Source organism: Micromonospora sp. NPDC005257, assembly GCF_042872445.1.
In the GTDB taxonomy this organism is placed as follows: Bacteria; Actinomycetota; Actinomycetes; order Mycobacteriales; family Micromonosporaceae; genus Micromonospora.
In genome coordinates, this window is record NZ_JBIAKL010000017.1 from 35,105 (window position 1) to 51,294 (window position 16,190).

Annotated in this window: 16 protein-coding genes; 13 read left to right on the plus strand and 3 right to left on the minus strand. The window is 74.2% G+C overall.

Annotated elements, in window-relative coordinates; translation table 11 throughout:
• The first annotated feature begins 177 nt into the window (after positions 1 to 177).
• Positions 178 to 564, plus strand: coding sequence for a hypothetical protein (locus ACFYO8_RS27590; RefSeq protein ID WP_354873878.1), 387 nt, complete (start codon positions 178 to 180; stop codon positions 562 to 564).
• 7 nt (positions 565 to 571) lie between these two features.
• On the opposite strand, the gene ACFYO8_RS27595 is transcribed toward ACFYO8_RS27590, so the two are convergent.
• Complete coding sequence (locus ACFYO8_RS27595; RefSeq protein WP_013287999.1) at positions 572 to 790, minus strand: DUF397 domain-containing protein; 219 nt, start codon at positions 788 to 790, stop codon at positions 572 to 574.
• A 66-nt stretch (positions 791 to 856) separates the two neighbouring features.
• On the opposite strand from ACFYO8_RS27595, the gene pepN reads away from it, so the two are divergent.
• The 10 genes from pepN to ACFYO8_RS27645 all read left to right on the plus strand — a co-directional run bounded on the left by pepN (position 857) and on the right by ACFYO8_RS27645 (position 11,976).
• Complete coding sequence (gene pepN, locus ACFYO8_RS27600; RefSeq protein ID WP_387188885.1) at positions 857 to 3,373, plus strand: aminopeptidase N; 2,517 nt, start codon at positions 857 to 859, stop codon at positions 3,371 to 3,373.
• A 79-nt stretch (positions 3,374 to 3,452) separates the two neighbouring features.
• Positions 3,453 to 4,049, plus strand: coding sequence for a nicotinate-nucleotide adenylyltransferase (gene nadD / locus ACFYO8_RS27605; RefSeq protein ID WP_354873874.1), 597 nt, complete (start codon positions 3,453 to 3,455; stop codon positions 4,047 to 4,049).
• Between the two features lie 110 nt (positions 4,050 to 4,159).
• The gene (rsfS, locus tag ACFYO8_RS27610) at positions 4,160 to 4,564 is read left to right on the plus strand and encodes a ribosome silencing factor (protein ID WP_091421810.1); all 405 of its coding nucleotides are present in this window, start codon (positions 4,160 to 4,162) and stop codon (positions 4,562 to 4,564) included.
• Positions 4,561 to 5,190, plus strand: coding sequence for a histidine phosphatase family protein (locus ACFYO8_RS27615; RefSeq protein ID WP_354873871.1), 630 nt, complete (start codon positions 4,561 to 4,563; stop codon positions 5,188 to 5,190). The genes rsfS and ACFYO8_RS27615 overlap by 4 nt, the downstream gene beginning before the upstream one ends.
• Positions 5,191 to 5,238: 48 nt before the next feature.
• Positions 5,239 to 6,093: a DegV family protein gene (locus tag ACFYO8_RS27620; RefSeq protein ID WP_354873869.1), complete on the plus strand. Its 855-nt coding sequence runs from the start codon at positions 5,239 to 5,241 to the stop codon at positions 6,091 to 6,093.
• 9 nt (positions 6,094 to 6,102) lie between these two features.
• A complete protein-coding gene (locus ACFYO8_RS27625; RefSeq protein WP_387190256.1) occupies positions 6,103 to 6,879 on the plus strand; it encodes an SDR family NAD(P)-dependent oxidoreductase in 777 nt (258 codons plus the stop codon).
• A gap of 140 nt (positions 6,880 to 7,019) precedes the next feature.
• On the plus strand, positions 7,020 to 7,982 hold the full coding sequence (locus tag ACFYO8_RS27630; protein WP_354873865.1) for a ComEA family DNA-binding protein: 963 nt from the start codon (positions 7,020 to 7,022) through the stop codon (positions 7,980 to 7,982).
• Positions 7,979 to 10,396 carry a ComEC/Rec2 family competence protein gene (locus tag ACFYO8_RS27635; protein ID WP_387257734.1) on the plus strand — a complete coding sequence of 806 codons (2,418 nt, stop codon included), beginning with the start codon at positions 7,979 to 7,981 and terminating at the stop codon, positions 10,394 to 10,396. Before ACFYO8_RS27630 ends, ACFYO8_RS27635 begins: the two co-directional genes overlap by 4 nt.
• A gap of 120 nt (positions 10,397 to 10,516) precedes the next feature.
• On the plus strand, positions 10,517 to 11,497 hold the full coding sequence (holA, locus tag ACFYO8_RS27640) for a DNA polymerase III subunit delta (protein WP_387257736.1): 981 nt from the start codon (positions 10,517 to 10,519) through the stop codon (positions 11,495 to 11,497).
• A complete protein-coding gene (locus tag ACFYO8_RS27645) occupies positions 11,494 to 11,976 on the plus strand; it encodes a hypothetical protein (protein WP_354873862.1) in 483 nt (160 codons plus the stop codon). The genes holA and ACFYO8_RS27645 overlap by 4 nt, the downstream gene beginning before the upstream one ends.
• Before the next feature lie 119 nt (positions 11,977 to 12,095).
• Here ACFYO8_RS27645 and rpsT read toward each other — a convergent pair whose 3' ends face one another.
• Both rpsT and ACFYO8_RS27655 read right to left on the minus strand, forming a co-directional pair.
• A complete protein-coding gene (gene rpsT, locus ACFYO8_RS27650) occupies positions 12,096 to 12,362 on the minus strand; it encodes a 30S ribosomal protein S20 (RefSeq protein ID WP_354873860.1) in 267 nt (88 codons plus the stop codon).
• A gap of 186 nt (positions 12,363 to 12,548) precedes the next feature.
• Positions 12,549 to 13,526, minus strand: coding sequence for a phosphotransferase family protein (locus ACFYO8_RS27655; RefSeq protein ID WP_387257738.1), 978 nt, complete (start codon positions 13,524 to 13,526; stop codon positions 12,549 to 12,551).
• 70 nt (positions 13,527 to 13,596) lie between these two features.
• Here ACFYO8_RS27655 and ACFYO8_RS27660 point away from each other — a divergent pair, with 70 nt between their 5' ends.
• Together ACFYO8_RS27660 and lepA are read left to right on the plus strand one after the other, a co-directional pair.
• Positions 13,597 to 14,133, plus strand: a complete 537-nt coding sequence (locus ACFYO8_RS27660) for a DUF4240 domain-containing protein (protein WP_387257740.1) — start codon at positions 13,597 to 13,599, stop codon at positions 14,131 to 14,133.
• A gap of 106 nt (positions 14,134 to 14,239) precedes the next feature.
• Positions 14,240 to 16,117: a translation elongation factor 4 gene (lepA, locus tag ACFYO8_RS27665; RefSeq protein WP_354873854.1), complete on the plus strand. Its 1,878-nt coding sequence runs from the start codon at positions 14,240 to 14,242 to the stop codon at positions 16,115 to 16,117.
• The last annotated feature ends 73 nt before the right edge of the window (positions 16,118 to 16,190 follow it).

Below are 16,190 nucleotides of genomic sequence, written 5' to 3' on the forward strand. Positions count from 1 at the left end.
CCTCCATTCCAGCAGTTCCGGCCCTTCGAGGGAGGGGCCGGCGACGCGGGCGCGTGCTGGCCCCTCCCCGGGCGCGGAAAAGCTGGTTTGCTCGGTTTCGCGGACCGGCGGCGACCGGTCCGCCGCCGCCGGCACGACGTCCGGCGGCGCGGTCACCGGCGACGGGGGAGGGCACCGATGCGTGACGACAGGGCGGCACGACGGCACCGCGAGGCAACGGCTCGGCTGCGCGGCGACCGCGGCGACGGGCCGCTGATCGGCGGGCCCCGGCGCTCCGCACCCCGCCCACCGCGCCACTTCACAGTGCACCTGGGCTTCGCCGCCGCCGATCCCGCCGTCGCGCGGGAGCACGCCGTGGCGTACGCCGAAGCCCTCGGCCTGCTCCGCCCGGAGCTGGCACTCGGCGCGGCGGCGTTGTCCCCGGCGGACGCCTGGCACCGGGCCGAGCGGCTGTTCTGCGACGTCGTCGGGCCCGACGGCGAACGCTGTGCCGACGTGGCCGGTCACCCCGGCTTCCACCACGCGCCCGGTCCGGGCGGCCTCGGCTGGGGTGACGGTGACTGAGGCGCGCTCAGTCCAGGTCGAACTCGCCGTCCTGGGCGCCCGCGACGAACGCGTCCCACTCGGCCTGCGTGAAGACCAGCACCGGCCCGTCCGGCTCGGCGGAGTTGCGCATACCGATCAGGTCGTCGACGAAGGCCACCTCGACCGCTCCCTCGGAAGTGTCGCCCTCTGCCCGCTGCCAAACCGCCCGGGAGAGGTCGAAATCGCCCTTGGGGTGCTGACCCATCGCTGCTCCTCCATCGCCACGCGTAACGAGAGGGCCCGAGCGGACCTCATCGGGCAGGATAAGCGGATGCCAAGCCTCACCCGCGCAGAGGCGACCGCGCGTCGCGCGTCGATCACCGTCGAGTCCTACGATGTGGACCTCGACCTGACCGGCGACGCCGAGCGGTTCCGCTCCGCCGTCACCATCCGGTTCCGGGCGACCCCCGGCGCCGAGACCTTCGTCGACGTCAAGCCCCGCCGACTCCTCGCCGTCCGCCTCAACGACAGCGACCTCGACCCGGCCCTGCTCGCCGGCGACCGGCTGCCGCTGACCGGCCTGGCCGCGACGAACACGCTCACCGTCGAGGCCGAGATGGCCTACTCCAACACGGGCGAAGGGCTGCACCGCTTCGTCGACCCGGCCGACGGCGAGACCTACCTCTACGCGATGTCCTTCCTGGACGACGGGCCGCGCGTCTTCGCCGCGTTCGACCAGCCCGACCTGAAGGCACCGGTGACGCTGACCGTCACCGCGCCGCCGGAGTGGACGGTGGCCGCGAACGGGCCGCTGGCCGCCCGGCCCGAGCCCGGACGCTGGGAGTTCGCCGCAACCGAGCCGCTGGCCACCTATTTCGTCTCGCTGATCGCCGGGCCCTGGCACGTGTTGCGCGCCGAGCACGACGGCATCCCGCTCGGCCTCTACTGCCGGCGTTCGCTCGCCGCCCACCTGGACGCCGACGCCGACGAGATCTTCACAGTCACCCGGCAGTGCCTCGACCGTTTCCACCAGCTCTTCGCCGAGCGCTACCCGTTCGGCAAGTACGACCAGGCGTTCGTGCCCGAGTTCAACGCCGGCGCGATGGAGAACCCGGGCCTGGTCACGATCCGCGACGACTACGTCTTCCGTTCCGCTGTCACCGACACCCAGCGGGAGTTGCGCGCCACCACCATCGCCCACGAGATGGCGCACATGTGGTTCGGCGACCTGGTCACCATGAGCTGGTGGGACGACCTGTGGCTCAACGAGTCCTTCGCCGACTACCTGGGCACCCGGGTCACCGCCGAGGCGACCCGGTTCGACCAGGCGTGGACCACGTTCGCGAGCCGCCGCAAGGCCTGGGGCTACACCGCCGACCAGCGCCCCTCCACCCATCCCGTCGCCCCGGAGGAGGTCGCCGACGCCGCGCAGGCGTTGCTCAACTTCGACGGCATCTCGTACGCCAAGGGCGCCAGCGTGCTGCGCCAGCTCGTCGCCTGGCTCGGTGACGACGCGTTCCTGCCTGGGCTGAACGCGCACTTCGCCGCGCATCGGTTCGGCAACGCCACGCTCACCGACCTGCTGGCCGCCCTGAGCGCGGCGAGCGGCCGCGACCTGGACGGCTGGGCCGAGCGCTGGCTGCGCCGCGCGCAGGTGAACACGCTGCGGGTGGAGACCGCTGTGGACGCCGACGGCCGGTGGACGGACGTGGCGATCGTGCAGACCGCCCCGGCCGGCCACCCGGTGCTGCGGCCGCACCGCATCGGCGTGGCCCATCTCACCGCTGACGGGCCGGCACACCGGTTCGAGGCCGACCTCGACCCGGACGCCGACGGCGGCCGTACCCCGCTGCCGCAGCTGATCGGGCAGCCCGCCACCGGGCTGCTGCTGCCGAACGCCGGTGACCTGACGTTCGCCAAGATCCGGCTCGACCCGGCCTCGGCGGACGCGGTGCCGCTGCTGCTGCCCGGCCTCGCCGACCCGCTGGCCCGGGCGCTGCTCTGGGGCGAGACGCTGGACGCGGTCACCGACGGGGAACGGCCGGCCGCCGCGCTCTCCGGCCTGATCGCGGCGGCGCTGCCCGCCGAGACCGAGGTGACGATCGTCGAGGACGTGCTGTTGCTCAGCCGCCGGCTGATCGACAGCTACCTCGACCCGCTCGCCCGCGACGCGGCGCTGCTGCGCGTGGCGACCGCCTGCGCGGCGCTGCTCGACTCGGCGCCGGCGGGCGGCTCGTTGCAGCTCGCCGCCGCGCGGGGCCTGATCGCCGCCACCACCGACACCGCGATGCTCACCGGCTGGCTGGCCGGCAAGGGCGTCCCGCCGGGGCTGGCGATCGACGCCGACCTGCGCTGGGCGGTGCTGCGTCGCCTGGTGGTGCTCGGCGCGGCCGGCGCACCGGAGATCGACGCCGAGGCCGACGCCGACCGCAGCGCCACCGGCGCCGAGCGGGCCGCCGCGTGCCGGGCCGCGCTGCCCGACGCCGACGCGAAGCGGGCCACCTGGGAGATCGTCACCCGCAGCACCGAGCTGTCGAACCGGCTGGTCGAGGCGACCGCCCAGGGCTTCTGGCAGCCCGAGCAGGCCGAGCTGACCGCCGGGTACGTCGAGCGCTACTTCACCGACATGCCGGCAGCGGCGCGTCTGCGTACCGCGTGGGTGGCCGACGCGGTCACAGTGGCCGCGTATCCCCGCTACGCCGTGGCGCAGCCCACCCGGGAGCTGGCCGCGGCGCTGCTGGCCCGCGACGACCTCACGCCCGGCCTGCGGCGGTGGGTGACCGACCTGGACGACGACATGCGCCGGGCGCTCGTGGCCCGGACGGCGGTGGCCGTCGCGTCGGCCTGACCGGGCACACCGGGCGGGGCCTGCCCCGGCATGGCCGACCCCGCCCGGGCCCGTCCGAGACGCGGCCTACGATCGCTGAGTGGAGGAAGACATCCGGCGGGTCGGCATCATGGGTGGCACGTTCGACCCGATCCACCACGGGCACCTGGTGGCGGCGAGCGAGGTGGCCGACCGGTTCGGCCTCGACGAGGTCGTCTTCGTGCCGACCGGGCAACCGTGGCAGAAGGCGGAGGAAGCGGTCACCCCGGCCGAGGACCGCTACCTCATGACGGTGATCGCCACCGCCTCCAACCCCCGCTTCCAGGTGAGCCGGGTCGACATCGACCGGGGTGGTCCCACCTACACCGTCGACACGCTGCGCGACCTGCACGCCGAGTACGGCCCGAAGGCGCAACTGTTCTTCATCACCGGCGCGGACGCCCTGGAGCGCATCCTCTCCTGGAAGGACCTGGACGAGGTCCTCGAACTGGCCCACTTCATCGGCGTGACCCGGCCCGGCTTCGAACTCACCGACAAGCACCTGCCGGCCGACTCGGTCAGCCTGGTGCAGGTGCCCGCGATGGCGATCTCGTCGACCGACTGCCGCGCGCGGGTCGCCCGGGGCGAGCCGGTGTGGTATCTCGTGCCCGACGGTGTGGTGCAGTACATCGCGAAACGGCGTCTTTACCAGCGGTGATTCGACCCGCCCCGTCCCGTTTCATGCCTGAAACCGACCAGAACTGACAAGTCGCCACACCGCCGGGTGTGAGACGCTTGGAGGGTCGCACTGTTGATCGAAGGAGTACGGTGACAGTTTCCGAACGCGCGCACGAGCTGGCGATGGCCGCCGCCCAGGCCGCGGCCGACAAGAAGGCACAGGACATCGTCATCATCGACGTGGGCGACCAGCTCGCGATCACTGACGCGTTCCTGCTGGCCGCCGCTCCGAACGAGCGTCAGGTGCTCGCCATCGTCGACGCCATCGAGGAGCGCCTGCTGGAGCTGCCGGAGAAGGCCAAGCCGCTGCGCCGCGAGGGCGAGCGGGGTGGCCGCTGGGTGCTGCTCGACTACGTCGACATCGTGATCCACGTCCAGCACACCGAGGAGCGCGAGTTCTACGCGCTCGACCGGCTCTGGAAGGACTGCCCGCAGATCCCGTTCACCGATCGCGACCTGGCCGACTCGGCCGCCGGCACCGCCACCGCCGAATGACCCGCCTGATCGTCTGGCGGCACGGCAACACCGACTGGAACGCCGCCAACCGGGTCCAGGGTCAGACCGACGTGCCGCTCAACGACCTCGGCCGCGAGCAGGCCCGCGCCGCCGCGCCGGTGCTGGCCGCGCTGCGCCCGGACGCGATCGTCGCCAGCGATCTGCGCCGGGCCGCCGACACCGCCGCCGCGCTGTCGGCGCTGACCGGGCTGCCGGTCCGCTCCGACGCCCGGCTGCGCGAACGGCAGTTCGGCCAGTGGCAGGGTCTCACCCTGACCGAGGTGGCCGAGCGCTTCCCCGACGAGTACGCCCGCTGGCGGGCCGGCGATCCCGACCCCGGCGCCGGCATCGAGCCCCTGGGCGACCTGGGTGCCCGGCTCGGTGCCGGGTTCCAGGACGCGGCCGACCTGGCCACCGGCGGCACGGTCGTGGTGACCACCCACGGCGGCGGCGCCCGGCAGGGCGTCGGTCACCTGCTCGGCTGGGACCACACGGTGCTGCGCAGCCTCGGCGCGCTGGCGAACTGCCACTGGACCGAACTGCGTCACGACGACGTCCGGGGCTGGCACCTGCGCGCGCACAACGTCGGTCTGATCACCCAGCCGGCGCTCACCGACGCGGTCTGACACCTCCGGCCCCGGCACGTCACAGCGCCATCGGCTAGCGTGCCGGTCATGTCCGTCGCGGTCGTCACCGACTCCACCGCCTACCTGCCCCCCGACCTGGTCCGCGCACGCGGGCTCACAGTCGTCCCGCTGACAGTCGTGCTCAACGGCGCGGAAGGGCTGGAGGGTGTCGAGACCTCCCCGGCCGACGCCACCCGCGCGCTGAGCGGCCGGCGGGTCTCGGTGAGCACGTCCCGGCCCGCGCCGGAACAGTTCGCGCAGGTCTACCGCACGCTGCTCGCCGAGGGCGCCGACGGCGTGGTGTCGGTGCACCTGTCCGCCGAGCTGTCCGGCACGGTCGAGGCCGCCCGGCTGGCCGCCGCCGAGGTCGGCGACGACCGGGTCACCGTCGTGGACAGCCGATCCACGGGCATGGGCCTCGGCTTCCCGGCGCTCGCGGCCGCCGCGGCCGCCGCGCAGGGCGCCGACCTGACCGGGGTACGCGACGCGGCGCTGGACGCGGTCGCCCGGACCACCATCTACTTCTACGTCGACACGCTGGAGTTCCTGCGCCGGGGCGGCCGGATCAACGCGGCCGAGGCACTGCTCGGCACCGCCCTCTCGGTCAAGCCGATCATGCACATGCCGGACGGCGCGATCGTGGTCAAGGACAAGGTCCGTACCGCCAGCCGGGGCGTGGCACGCCTGGCCGACCTGGCCGTCGAGGTGGCCGGCGACGCGCAGGTGGACCTCGCGGTGCACCACCTCGCCGCACCGCAGCGGGCCGAGCAGTTGCTGACGGCGCTGACCGAGCGGCTGGGCGACCGCCTGCACGACACGTACGTGACCGAGGCCGGAGCGGTGGTCGCCGCCCACGCCGGGCCGGGGCTGGCCTGCGTGGTGATCCACCGCCGCACGCCCTAGGGTGGCCGGATGAGCCCACTGTCGTACGTCGTCACCGGCGGCGGACGCGGCGTCGGACAGGCCATCGTGGAACGGCTCGCCGCCGACGGGGGAACCGTTGTCGTGGTCGAGCGGGAGACCAGCGCGCTGGACTGGCTGGCCCGGCATCCGCTCGCCGACCGCCTGCACGCGGTGACCGGGGACGCCGGTGACGAGGCGGTCACCGATCGGGCCGCCGACCGCGCCGAGGCGCATGCGCCGCTCGGCGGCTGGGTCAACAACGCGGCCGTCTTCCGCGACGCCGACCTGCACCGCGCGCCCGCGCGCGAGGTCGTGGACCTGATCGCGCTCAACCTGCGGCCCGCCGTGGCCGGGGCCGGCACCGCGGTTCGCCGGTTCCTGGCCGCCCGCACCGGCGGCGCGATCGTCAACGTCTCCTCCCACCAGGCCCGCCGGGCGGTGCCGGGCGCGCTGCCGTACGCGACGGCCAAGGCCGCGTTGGAGGGGCTGACCCGGGCGCTCGCCGTCGACTACGGCCCCCGGGGGATCCGCGCCAACGCGGTAGCGCTCGGCTCCGTCCACACCGAACGGCACGCCGCCTACCGCGCCGGACTCGATCCGACGGAGGTCGCGCACGTCGACGCGGAGATGGCCCGGCTGCACCCGCTCGGCCGGATCGGGCGTACCGACGAGGTGGCCGAGGTGGTCGCGTTCCTGCTCTCCGAACGCGCGTCGTTCGTCAACGGCGCGACGGTGCCGGTCGACGGCGGACGGGCCGCGCTCGGGCTGGACCCGGAGGCGCGCTGACGTGACCCGCTGATCCCCCGAGGCGCCGCCCCTAGCACGGCCACTGCTTGATCGGGTGCCTGTCCACAGCGCCTCCGTCGTCCACAGACGAGCGTTCACCGGCCGATGCGGGACGGGTGATCGCCGTAGCGTCCCGAGCCGTGCCAGACGACGAGGAGACGACGGTACGGCGGCGGCTCGCCCGGCTGTTCGGGTTCGCGGACGCGGAAGCCGGACCGGTCTTCGAGGGCGGGGCCGGCTCCGGGTCCGCCCTCGGCGGCACCCGGCCCGATGTCCGAGCTCGGCTCGGGCGTGCGCCGGACGAGATCGAGCCGGGCTTCGGCCTGCGCCGCGGCTTCCCGGGGCACGACAGCGGGCGGGAGCATCCGTCCGGGACGGAGTCGACCGCCGGCGAGCCGGACGCCGACGACATCCATGACGCCCCGGCAGCCGGGCGCGGCCTGTCGTCACGGCTGCCTGGCCCCGGGGCGTTCGATCCCGGTCGCCGGGGCGTGCGCGCGCTCGCGGCGGTGGCGGCAGTGGTGGTCATGGCGGCAGCCGTCTGGGCATGGCGCTCGCGTCCCAGCGCCGAACCCGTCCAGCCGGTCGCGGCGTCCGCCGAGGCGCCGGTGAGCGAAGCGGTTTCCGGGATGCCCGCGCCGGCTGGCTCATCCGGTCAGGTGGTGGTGGCGCTGGCCGGGAAGGTCCGGCGGCCCGGCCTCGTCCGTCTCCCGGCCGGCGCGCGAGTGGCCGACGCGATCGAGGCGGCGGGCGGTGCGCTGCCCGGCGTCGACGTGGCGCTGCTCAATCCCGCCCGCAAGGTCACCGACGGAGAGCTGATCCTGGTCGGCGTCACCGCCCCGCCCGGCCAGGCCGCGCCCGGCCCTGCGGTGGGCGGCGGTGGAGCGCCGGGCGGCCCGGCGGCGCCGGCCGGACCGGTCAACCTGAACACCGCCACCCTGGCCCAGCTCGACGCGCTGCCGGGCGTCGGTCCGGTGCTCGCCCAGCGGATCCTCGACCACCGGGACCGCAACGGCGGGTTCCGGTCCGTGTCCGACCTGCGCCAGGTCGACGGCATCGGCGACGCCCGGTACGAGCAGCTCAAGGAACTGGTGACGGTGTGACAGGCCGACGTGGGCCGCGCCCGGCCCCGGGCGCCACCGACGGGGAGGCGGCGGGCCGCGACGCGCCCGACCTGCGGCTGGCCGGGTTGGCGGTGGCGGCCTGGCTCGCCGCGCTGGCCGGGCTGCACCTCAGCGTCAGCGCGACCGTGTGGGTGGCCGCCGTCGCCGCGGCGCTCGCCCTGCTCGCGGGCCTGCACCTGTGCGGCGTGCTGGGCCGGCCGGGTGCGCCGGCCCGCCGCTACGGCTGGATCGTGGTCGCCGTGCTGCTCGGCGTGCTCTGCGGGGCGGCGGCCACCGGCGCTCGCGTCGCGGTCCGTGACGCCGCTCCGGTCCGTGCCCTCATCACCGAACGTGCCCAGGTCACCGCCGAGCTGGTGCTGCGCGACGATCCCCGCCCGGTACGCGGTGCGCCCGGCCGGCAACTGATGCTGCTGGTCCGCGTGGACCTGATCCGGCTCACCGGACCCGACGGCGCGCGCGTCACCGGCCCGGTACGCGCCCTCGTGCTCGCCACCGACCCGGCCTGGCGGCCACTGCTGCCGGGGCAGCGGGTCACCAGCCGGGGACGGCTGTCCGCCCCGCGCGGTGGCGACCTGACCGCCGCCGTGCTCTCCACCACCGGCCCGCCCACGCTGCGCGGCGAGGCGTCCTGGCCGCAACGGGCCGCGGGCGTGCTGCGGACCGGGCTGCAACGGGCCTGCGAGCCGCTGCCCGACGCGCCGGGCGGGCTGCTGCCCGGCCTGGTGGTGGGCGACACCAGCCGGTTGCCGCCGGAGGTGGAGGAGGACTTCCGGGCCACCGGGATGACCCACCTCAACGCCGTGTCCGGCTCCAACGTGGCGATCGTCGTCGGGGCGGTGCTGCTGCTGGCCCGCTGGGCCCGCGCGGGCCCGCGTACCGCCGCCACGCTCTGCGTGCTCGCGCTCGTCGGGTTCGTCATCCTGGTGCGGCCCTCGGCGAGCGTGGTGCGTGCCGCCGCGATGGGCGCGATCGGTCTCGCCGCGCTCGCCGCCGGACGGTCCCGATCGGCGCTGCCGGCGCTCGCCACCGCCGTCACCGGGCTGATCCTGTACGACCCGGACCTCGCGGGCGACCCGGGTTTCGCGTTGTCGGTCTGTGCCACCGGGGGACTGCTGCTGCTCGCGCCGGGGTGGCGGGACGCGCTGCGGCGCCGGGGCGTACCGGCTGGGCTGGCCGAGGCGCTCGCGGTGCCGGCCGCCGCGCAACTGGCCTGCGGCCCGGTGATCGCCGGGCTGTCCGCGACGGTGAGCCTGGTGGCGGTGCCGGCGAACCTGCTGGCGGTGCCGGCCGTCGCGCCGGCCACCGTGCTCGGCGTCCTGGCGGCGGTGTTGTCGCCGGGGTGGCCGGGCGGCGCGGAGTTCCTGGCCTGGCTGGCGAGCTGGCCGGCGCGCTGGCTGGTGGCGGTCGCCGCACATGGGGCGGACCTGCCCGCCGGGAACCTGCCGTGGGCGGGCGGGGTGGCCGGGGCACTGCTGCTCGCGGCGGTGAGCGTGGCACTGCTGCACGCCTTGCGGCGACGCCGGGCGCGGCGACTGATCGCTGTCGTCGCGGTGGCGGTGGTGCTGGGCGCGGTGCCGGTCCGGCTGCTCGCCTCCGGCTGGCCGCCGCGCGGCTGGGTGGTGGTGGCGTGCGCGGTGGGGCAGGGGGACGCCGTGGTGCTGCCGGTCGCCGCCGGCCGGGCCGTCGTGGTCGACGCCGGCCCGGAGCCGTCAGGCGTGGACACCTGCCTGCGCCGCCTTGGCGTACGCGAGGTGCCGCTGCTGGTGGTCAGTCACTTCCACGTCGACCATGTCGGCGGCGTGGCCGGGGTGTTCCGGGGCCGGCGGGTGGGTGCGGTGGTGGGTCCGTCCTGGTCCGAGCCGCCCTACGGCGCCGCCCAGGTACGCGAGGCGGCCCGCCGGGCCGGTGCGCCGCTCGCTGCGGTGCAGGCGGGCTGGCGGTGGCGGGCGGGTGCGGTGGACCTGCTCGCGGTCGGTCCGCCGTATCCGCTGCGGGGCAGCCGGTCCGATCCGAACAACAACTCGCTGGTGCTGGCCGCCACCGTGGGCAGGGTACGGATCCTGCTCACCGGTGACGCCGAGACGGAGGAACAGCGGGCGATGCTGGAGACGATGCCGGCCACCGGGATCCGGGCCGACGTGCTGAAGGTCGCCCACCACGGGTCGGCGTACCAGGCGCCGGAATTCCTGGCCGCGGTGCGTCCGGCGGTGGCGCTGGTGTGCGTGGGCGTCGACAACGACTACGGGCATCCCAACGCCGGGCTGCTGGACCGGCTGACCCGGGGTGGCGCCCGGGTGCTGCGTACCGACACCGATGGGGACGTCGCCGCGGTCCGGGCGGGTGGCGGTCTCGTGGTGGTGAGGCGCGGCGCCGAGTCCGGACCGTCACGGTGAACGGGGGTCTTGTGGTGGTAGGCGGTAGATCAAGGCAAATGTCTTGATTTGCGCTGTGTGCGGGCTGCGCCGTCACAGTCCCCGATGAGCAGGCCCAGCAGGGTCGGAGGGCGTGCGAGTATGGGCGGCGTGACCCCCGCCGACCTGCCTCCTATTGTGCTCGTCCTCGGCGACGAGGAGCTGCTCGCCACGCGAGCGGTCACCGAAACCGTCGCCCGGGCCCGCGAGGTCGACCCCGACGTGGACGTGCGGGAATACCAGGCCGGCGCCCTCACGGTCGGCGAGATCGCCGAGATGCTCAGCCCGTCGCTGTTCGGCGGTCGCCGGGTGCTCGTGCTCCGCTCCGGCCAGGACGCCCGCAAGGACCTGTCCACCGCGCTGCTGGCGTACGCGAAGAATCCCGACCCGGACGTGCAGCTCGTGGTGCTGCACCTGGGCGCGGCCAAGGGCAAGGCGTTCGCCGACGGCCTGCGTGCGGCGGGCGCCACTGTGGTGCCGGCGGTCAAGCTCAAGGGTGACCGGGAGCGGGCCGCCTTCGTGCGCGACGAGATCCGCCGCATCGGCGGCAAGTGCTCGCCCGACGCGGCCGACGCCCTGGTCGCGGCCGTCGGCAACGACATGCGCGAGCTGGCCGCCGCCTGCTCGCAACTGGTCGCCGACACCGACGGGCGGATCGGCGCCGACACGGTCGCCCGGTACTACCGGGGCCGGGCCGAGGTGACCGGCTTCACCGTCGCCGACGCGACGATGATCGGTGACGTGCCCGGCGCGCTGGAAGCGCTGCGGTGGGCGCTGCACGTCGGCGTCGACCCGGTGCCGATCGCCGACGCGCTGGCCGACGGCGTACGGACCGTGGCCCGGATCGCCGCCGCCGGCCGGGGCAACGCGTTCCAACTGGCCAAGACGCTCGGCATGCCGGCCTGGAAGATCGAGAAGGCTCAGGTACGCGCCCGGGGCTGGACGCCGGAGGGTCTGGTGGAGGCGATGCGGGTGGCCGCCGAGTGCAACGCGGCGGTGAAGGGCGGCGCCGACGACCGCGCGTACGCGCTGGAGCGGGCCGTGTTCTCGGTGGCGGCGGCCCGGCAGGGCGGCGCCCGGTGACCCGAGCGTGGTCGACGGTGGCCACGGACGAGGAGCGGTACCGTCCGCTCTACGCCCGGGCGCTCGGCCTGCGCTTCATCAACCCGGGCGGGGTGCTCTGTTTCCTCTTCTTCGAGGGCGCTATGGCGCTGGCCGTCCTGCTCGCGCTCGCCGAGCTGGTGAGCTGGTGGGCGGTGGTGGTGCTGCCGATCGCGGTGGCGGCCATGGTCAAGCTCAACGACGTGGTGGCCGAGGTGGTCGTCCGCACCGCGGCGCAGGTGCCCGAGCAGGAGCGGGACCGCTTCCGTCGGCAGATGGAGCCGGTGATCGGGCGGGCCCGGGTGCCCACCAGCGCCCGCGCGCTACCGGGTGCCACGGCGAGCGCCCGGCCAGTGCCGGCGAGCACGACGCCGGGGAGCACGACGCCGGTCGCCGACTCCCGGGGCGTCCGCTACCACCATCCGCAACGGTCGACGTTCAACCACCCAGGCGAGCGGTAGCAGCCCGCAGGCAGCACCTCCGCCGAAGACGGCGGCGCGTGATCGGTGGGGATTGCGGACAGCCGGAAGCCCCGTGGGCGCGGTGGCCCCGGGGCTTCCGGTGGGATATGTAGCGCTGGTCAGGCGGAGAACGAGGCGACGCGCTTGGCGATCGCCGACTTCCGGTTGGCCGCCTGGTTGGAGTGAATGACACCCTTGCTGGCAGCCTTGTCCAGCTTGCGGGTGGCCTCACGCATGAGCACGGTGGCCTTCTCGGTGTCGCCCGCCTCGGCAGCCTCGTTGAACTTCCGGATGGCGGTCTTCAGCGACGACTTGACCGACTTGTTACGCAGCCGGCGCTTCTCGTTCTGCCGGTTGCGCTTGATCTGGGACTTGATGTTCGCCACGCGACAGCCTCGTCTTGATAGCTCGGGTTGGTCTGCTTTCGCGCACGACGAGCATGCGTCATCGCCGCGCGAAAAGCCAGGCTACCAGGTCGCCCCCGGGCGAGCCAAAACGCCTCCACCCCGGCCCCGGCCCGGGCCTGGTCACGAGCCCGGCGACGCCCGCCGCGAGCAGGGCGTCGGGCGTGATCACCAGCCCCGGCGCCCGGTCAGCCAGCCGAGCGCCTGCTCCCCACTCCAGCGTTGGTGGGCGCGCAGGTGCGGGGAGCCGTTCGACGGCCCGGCCGCGGCGCCGGTCAGGTAGTAGCCGGCCAGCGCGGCGAGCGTCACGTCCAGCGCGTCGCCGGGCGCTCCCGCCGCCGCCGGGTGGCCGGCGAACGCGGCGTCCGCGTCCAGGCCGCTGGCGTACGCGGTGAGTAGCAGCCCGGCCAGGTCGAACCAGGCGGGCCCGTGGCAGAGCCAGGGCCAGTCGCACAGCCAGGCCCGCCCGTCGGCGTCGATCAGCAGGTTGTCCACCCGCAGGTCGCCGTGGGCCAGCCCAGGGGCCGCGTCGGCGTACAGGGGCAGGCGCGATTCCAGGGCGACCAGCTCGGCCAGCGGCGCGCCGGCGGCCGCCTCGGGCAGCGGCTCGCGCCCGGCGGCCACCTCGCCCCACCAGAGGATGTCGTCGCGGGCCAGGTCCGCGAGGCGGGGGAGCCGGAGCGCGGCCAGCTCCGCGGGCGGGTCGCCGAGCGCGGCGGCCACTTCGGCGTACGTGGCGAGGGCGGCGTCCAGCTCGGCCGGCGCCCAGGGCAGCCGGGGGGTGTGCCCGTCGATCGCCTCGAGCGCGAGCGCGTACCAGCCGGACTCGGTGAGCGCCCAGCGCGGCCGGGGCACCGGCAGCCCGGCCGGGAGCCGGGCCAGGATCGCCGCCTCGTGGGCGTACCAGTCGACCAGGTGCCGCTGCCCGTGCAGCGCCGCCGCCTTGACGAACACGCGCTCCCCGGCGGGGCCGGTCAGCACGGCGGTGAAGCCGCTGGTGAACCCGCCGGCCGCCACCCGTACCGCCGCCGGTGGACCGCCGATCCGGGCGGCCAGCGCGTCGCGCAGCCCGGCCGGCAGGTCGGCCCAGCTTGGCCGGACGGCTGTCGACCCGTACGGGACCGGCGGTAGGGAGATCGCGCGCACCGCACCATGCTGCCGCACCGGCGGCGCGCGGCGAACCGACGCGTCGGTGGGCTCTGCCAGACTGCCTGCCATGAGGACCGACGAGTTCTGGCAGTTGATCGACGAGGCCCGTGCCGGTGCCGGGGGAGAGCCCGACGCGGTGGCCGCCCGGGCGGTCGCGCTGCTGGCCGAGCGTGACCCGGAGGAGATCGTCGGATACGCCCACCACCAGCGGCGGGTGCTCGCGGCCTCCTACAAGGTCGACCTCTGGGGCGCGGCCTACCTGATCAACGGGGGCGCCTCGGACGACGGCTTCGAGTATTTCCGGGGCTGGCTCATGACGCAGGGGCGGGCGGTGTTCGCGGGGACGGTCGGCGACCCGGACTCGCTGGCCGAGCTGCCGCAGGTGCGGGCCGCCGCGCTCAGCGGCGAGGAGTTCGAGTGCGAGCAGATGCTGGCGGTGCCGTGGGACGCGTACCGGAAGGCCACCGCGTCCGACCTGCCGGCCGAGCGTGACCCGGTCCCGGTGCCCGACCTGAACGACTTCTGGGACTTCGACGACGAGGAGGAGGCCCGCCGCCGGCTGCCGAGGCTGGCCGCCCTGTTCGTCGAGCCACCGGTGGAATAGCCGCGGAGTGAAGGGGGAGTCCGGGCGCGTCCCGGACGACGTGGGACCATGGAGCGGGCCGGCGGCGCGCCGGCCCGCTCACGTCAGCCGACCAGAACGGACCGCTGTGCCACCGACGCTCGATCCCGGCGCGAACGCTCCTGGTGCCACCGACCCGGCGCGCATCCGGAACTTCTGCATCATCGCCCACATCGACCACGGGAAGTCGACCCTGGCCGACCGGATGTTGCAGCTCACCGGTGTGGTCGACCCCCGGCAGATGCGCGCGCAGTACCTGGACCGGATGGACATCGAGCGCGAGCGCGGCATCACCATCAAGAGCCAGGCCGTGCGGATGCCGTGGACGATCCGTGAAGGTGACCGGGCCGGCGAGGCCGCCGTGCTCAACATGATCGACACCCCGGGCCACGTGGACTTCACCTACGAGGTGTCCCGTTCGCTGGCCGCCTGCGAGGGCGCGCTCCTGCTCGTCGACGCCGCGCAGGGCATCGAGGCGCAGACGCTTGCCAACCTCTACCTGGCGCTCGAGAACGACCTGCGCATCATCCCGGTGCTCAACAAGATCGACCTGCCGGCCGCCCAGCCGGAGAAGTACGCCGAGGAGCTGGCCCACCTGATCGGCGGGGACCCGGCGGACTGCATCCGGGTCTCCGGCAAGACCGGTGACGGTGTGTCCTACCTGCTCGACGAGATCGTCCGGCAGTTCGTGCCGCCGGTGGGCGACGCCGAGGCCCCGGCCCGCGCGATGATCTTCGACTCGGTGTACGACGTCTACCGGGGCGTCGTCACCTACGTCCGGGTGATCGACGGCCGGATCTCCGCCCGGGACCGGATCAAGATGATGTCCACCGGTGCGGTCCACGAGCTGCTGGAGATCGGCGTCATCTCGCCGGAGATGGTGAAGGCCGACGCGCTCGGCGTCGGCGAGGTGGGCTACCTGATCACCGGCGTGAAGGACGTGCGCCAGTCCCGGGTCGGTGACACCGTCACCATCAACAACAACCCGGCCAAGGAGGCGTTGGGCGGCTACAAGGACCCGAAGCCGATGGTCTACTCGGGCCTCTATCCGATCGACGGCTCGGACTACCCGAACCTGCGCGAGGCGCTGGACAAGCTCAAGCTCAACGACGCGGCGCTCGTCTACGAGCCGGAGACCTCCGGAGCGCTGGGCTTCGGCTTCCGCTGCGGTTTCCTCGGCCTGCTGCACCTGGAGATCATCCGGGAGCGGCTGGAGCGGGAGTTCAACCTCGACCTCATCTCCACCGCGCCGAACGTGGTCTACCGGGCCATCCAGGAGGACGGCGAGGAGATCGTGGTCACCAACCCGAGCGAGTACCCGACCGGCAAGATCGCCGAGGTGTACGAGCCGACGGTGCGGGCCACGGTGCTGACCCCGAACGACTACGTCGGCGCGGTGATGGAGCTGTGCCAGGGCCGCCGGGGCAGCCTGCTCGGCATGGACTACCTCTCCGCCGACCGGGTGGAGCTGCGCTACACGCTGCCGCTGGCCGAGATCATCTTCGACTTCTTCGACCAGCTCAAGAGCCGCACCAAGGGCTACGCCTCGCTCGACTACGAGCCCTCCGGCGAGCAGGCGTCCGACCTGGTGAAGGTGGACATCCTGCTGCACGGCGAGCCGGTCGACGCGTTCAGCGCGATCGTGCACAAGGACAAGGCGTACACGTACGGGACGACGATCGCGGCGAAGCTGCGCACGCTGATCCCGCGCCAGCAGTTCGAGGTGCCGATCCAGGCCGCCATCGGCAGCCGGGTGATCGCCCGGGAGACCATCCGCGCGATCCGCAAGGACGTGCTCGCCAAGTGCTACGGCGGTGACATCAGCCGCAAGCGCAAGCTGCTGGAGAAGCAGAAGGAGGGCAAGAAGCGGATGAAGATGGTGGGCCGGGTGGAGGTTCCCCAGGAGGCGTTCATCGCGGCGCTGTCGTCCGACTCCGGCGACGGCAAGCCCGCCGGCAAGAAGTAGCAGCCAGACTCCACGTCCCCGGCCGGCGTCCTCCTCGGAGGCGCCGGCCGGTCGCGTACCCAGGAGTTTTTCA

Bases quoted from the DNA above. Each gene is read 5' to 3' on its own strand.
- ACFYO8_RS27595 (WP_013287999.1), bottom strand. From the start codon at position 790: ATGGGTCAGCACCCCAAGGGCGATTTCGACCTCTCCCGGGCGGTTTGG.
- ACFYO8_RS27615 (WP_354873871.1), top strand. From the start codon at position 4,561: ATGACCCGCCTGATCGTCTGGCGGCACGGCAACACCGACTGGAACGCC.
- ACFYO8_RS27590 (WP_354873878.1), top strand. From the start codon at position 178: ATGCGTGACGACAGGGCGGCACGACGGCACCGCGAGGCAACGGCTCGG.
- ACFYO8_RS27660 (WP_387257740.1), top strand. From the start codon at position 13,597: ATGAGGACCGACGAGTTCTGGCAGTTGATCGACGAGGCCCGTGCCGGT.
- ACFYO8_RS27625 (WP_387190256.1), top strand. From the start codon at position 6,103: ATGAGCCCACTGTCGTACGTCGTCACCGGCGGCGGACGCGGCGTCGGA.
- pepN (WP_387188885.1), top strand. From the start codon at position 857: ATGCCAAGCCTCACCCGCGCAGAGGCGACCGCGCGTCGCGCGTCGATC.
- holA (WP_387257736.1), top strand. From the start codon at position 10,517: ATGGGCGGCGTGACCCCCGCCGACCTGCCTCCTATTGTGCTCGTCCTC.
- ACFYO8_RS27620 (WP_354873869.1), top strand. From the start codon at position 5,239: ATGTCCGTCGCGGTCGTCACCGACTCCACCGCCTACCTGCCCCCCGAC.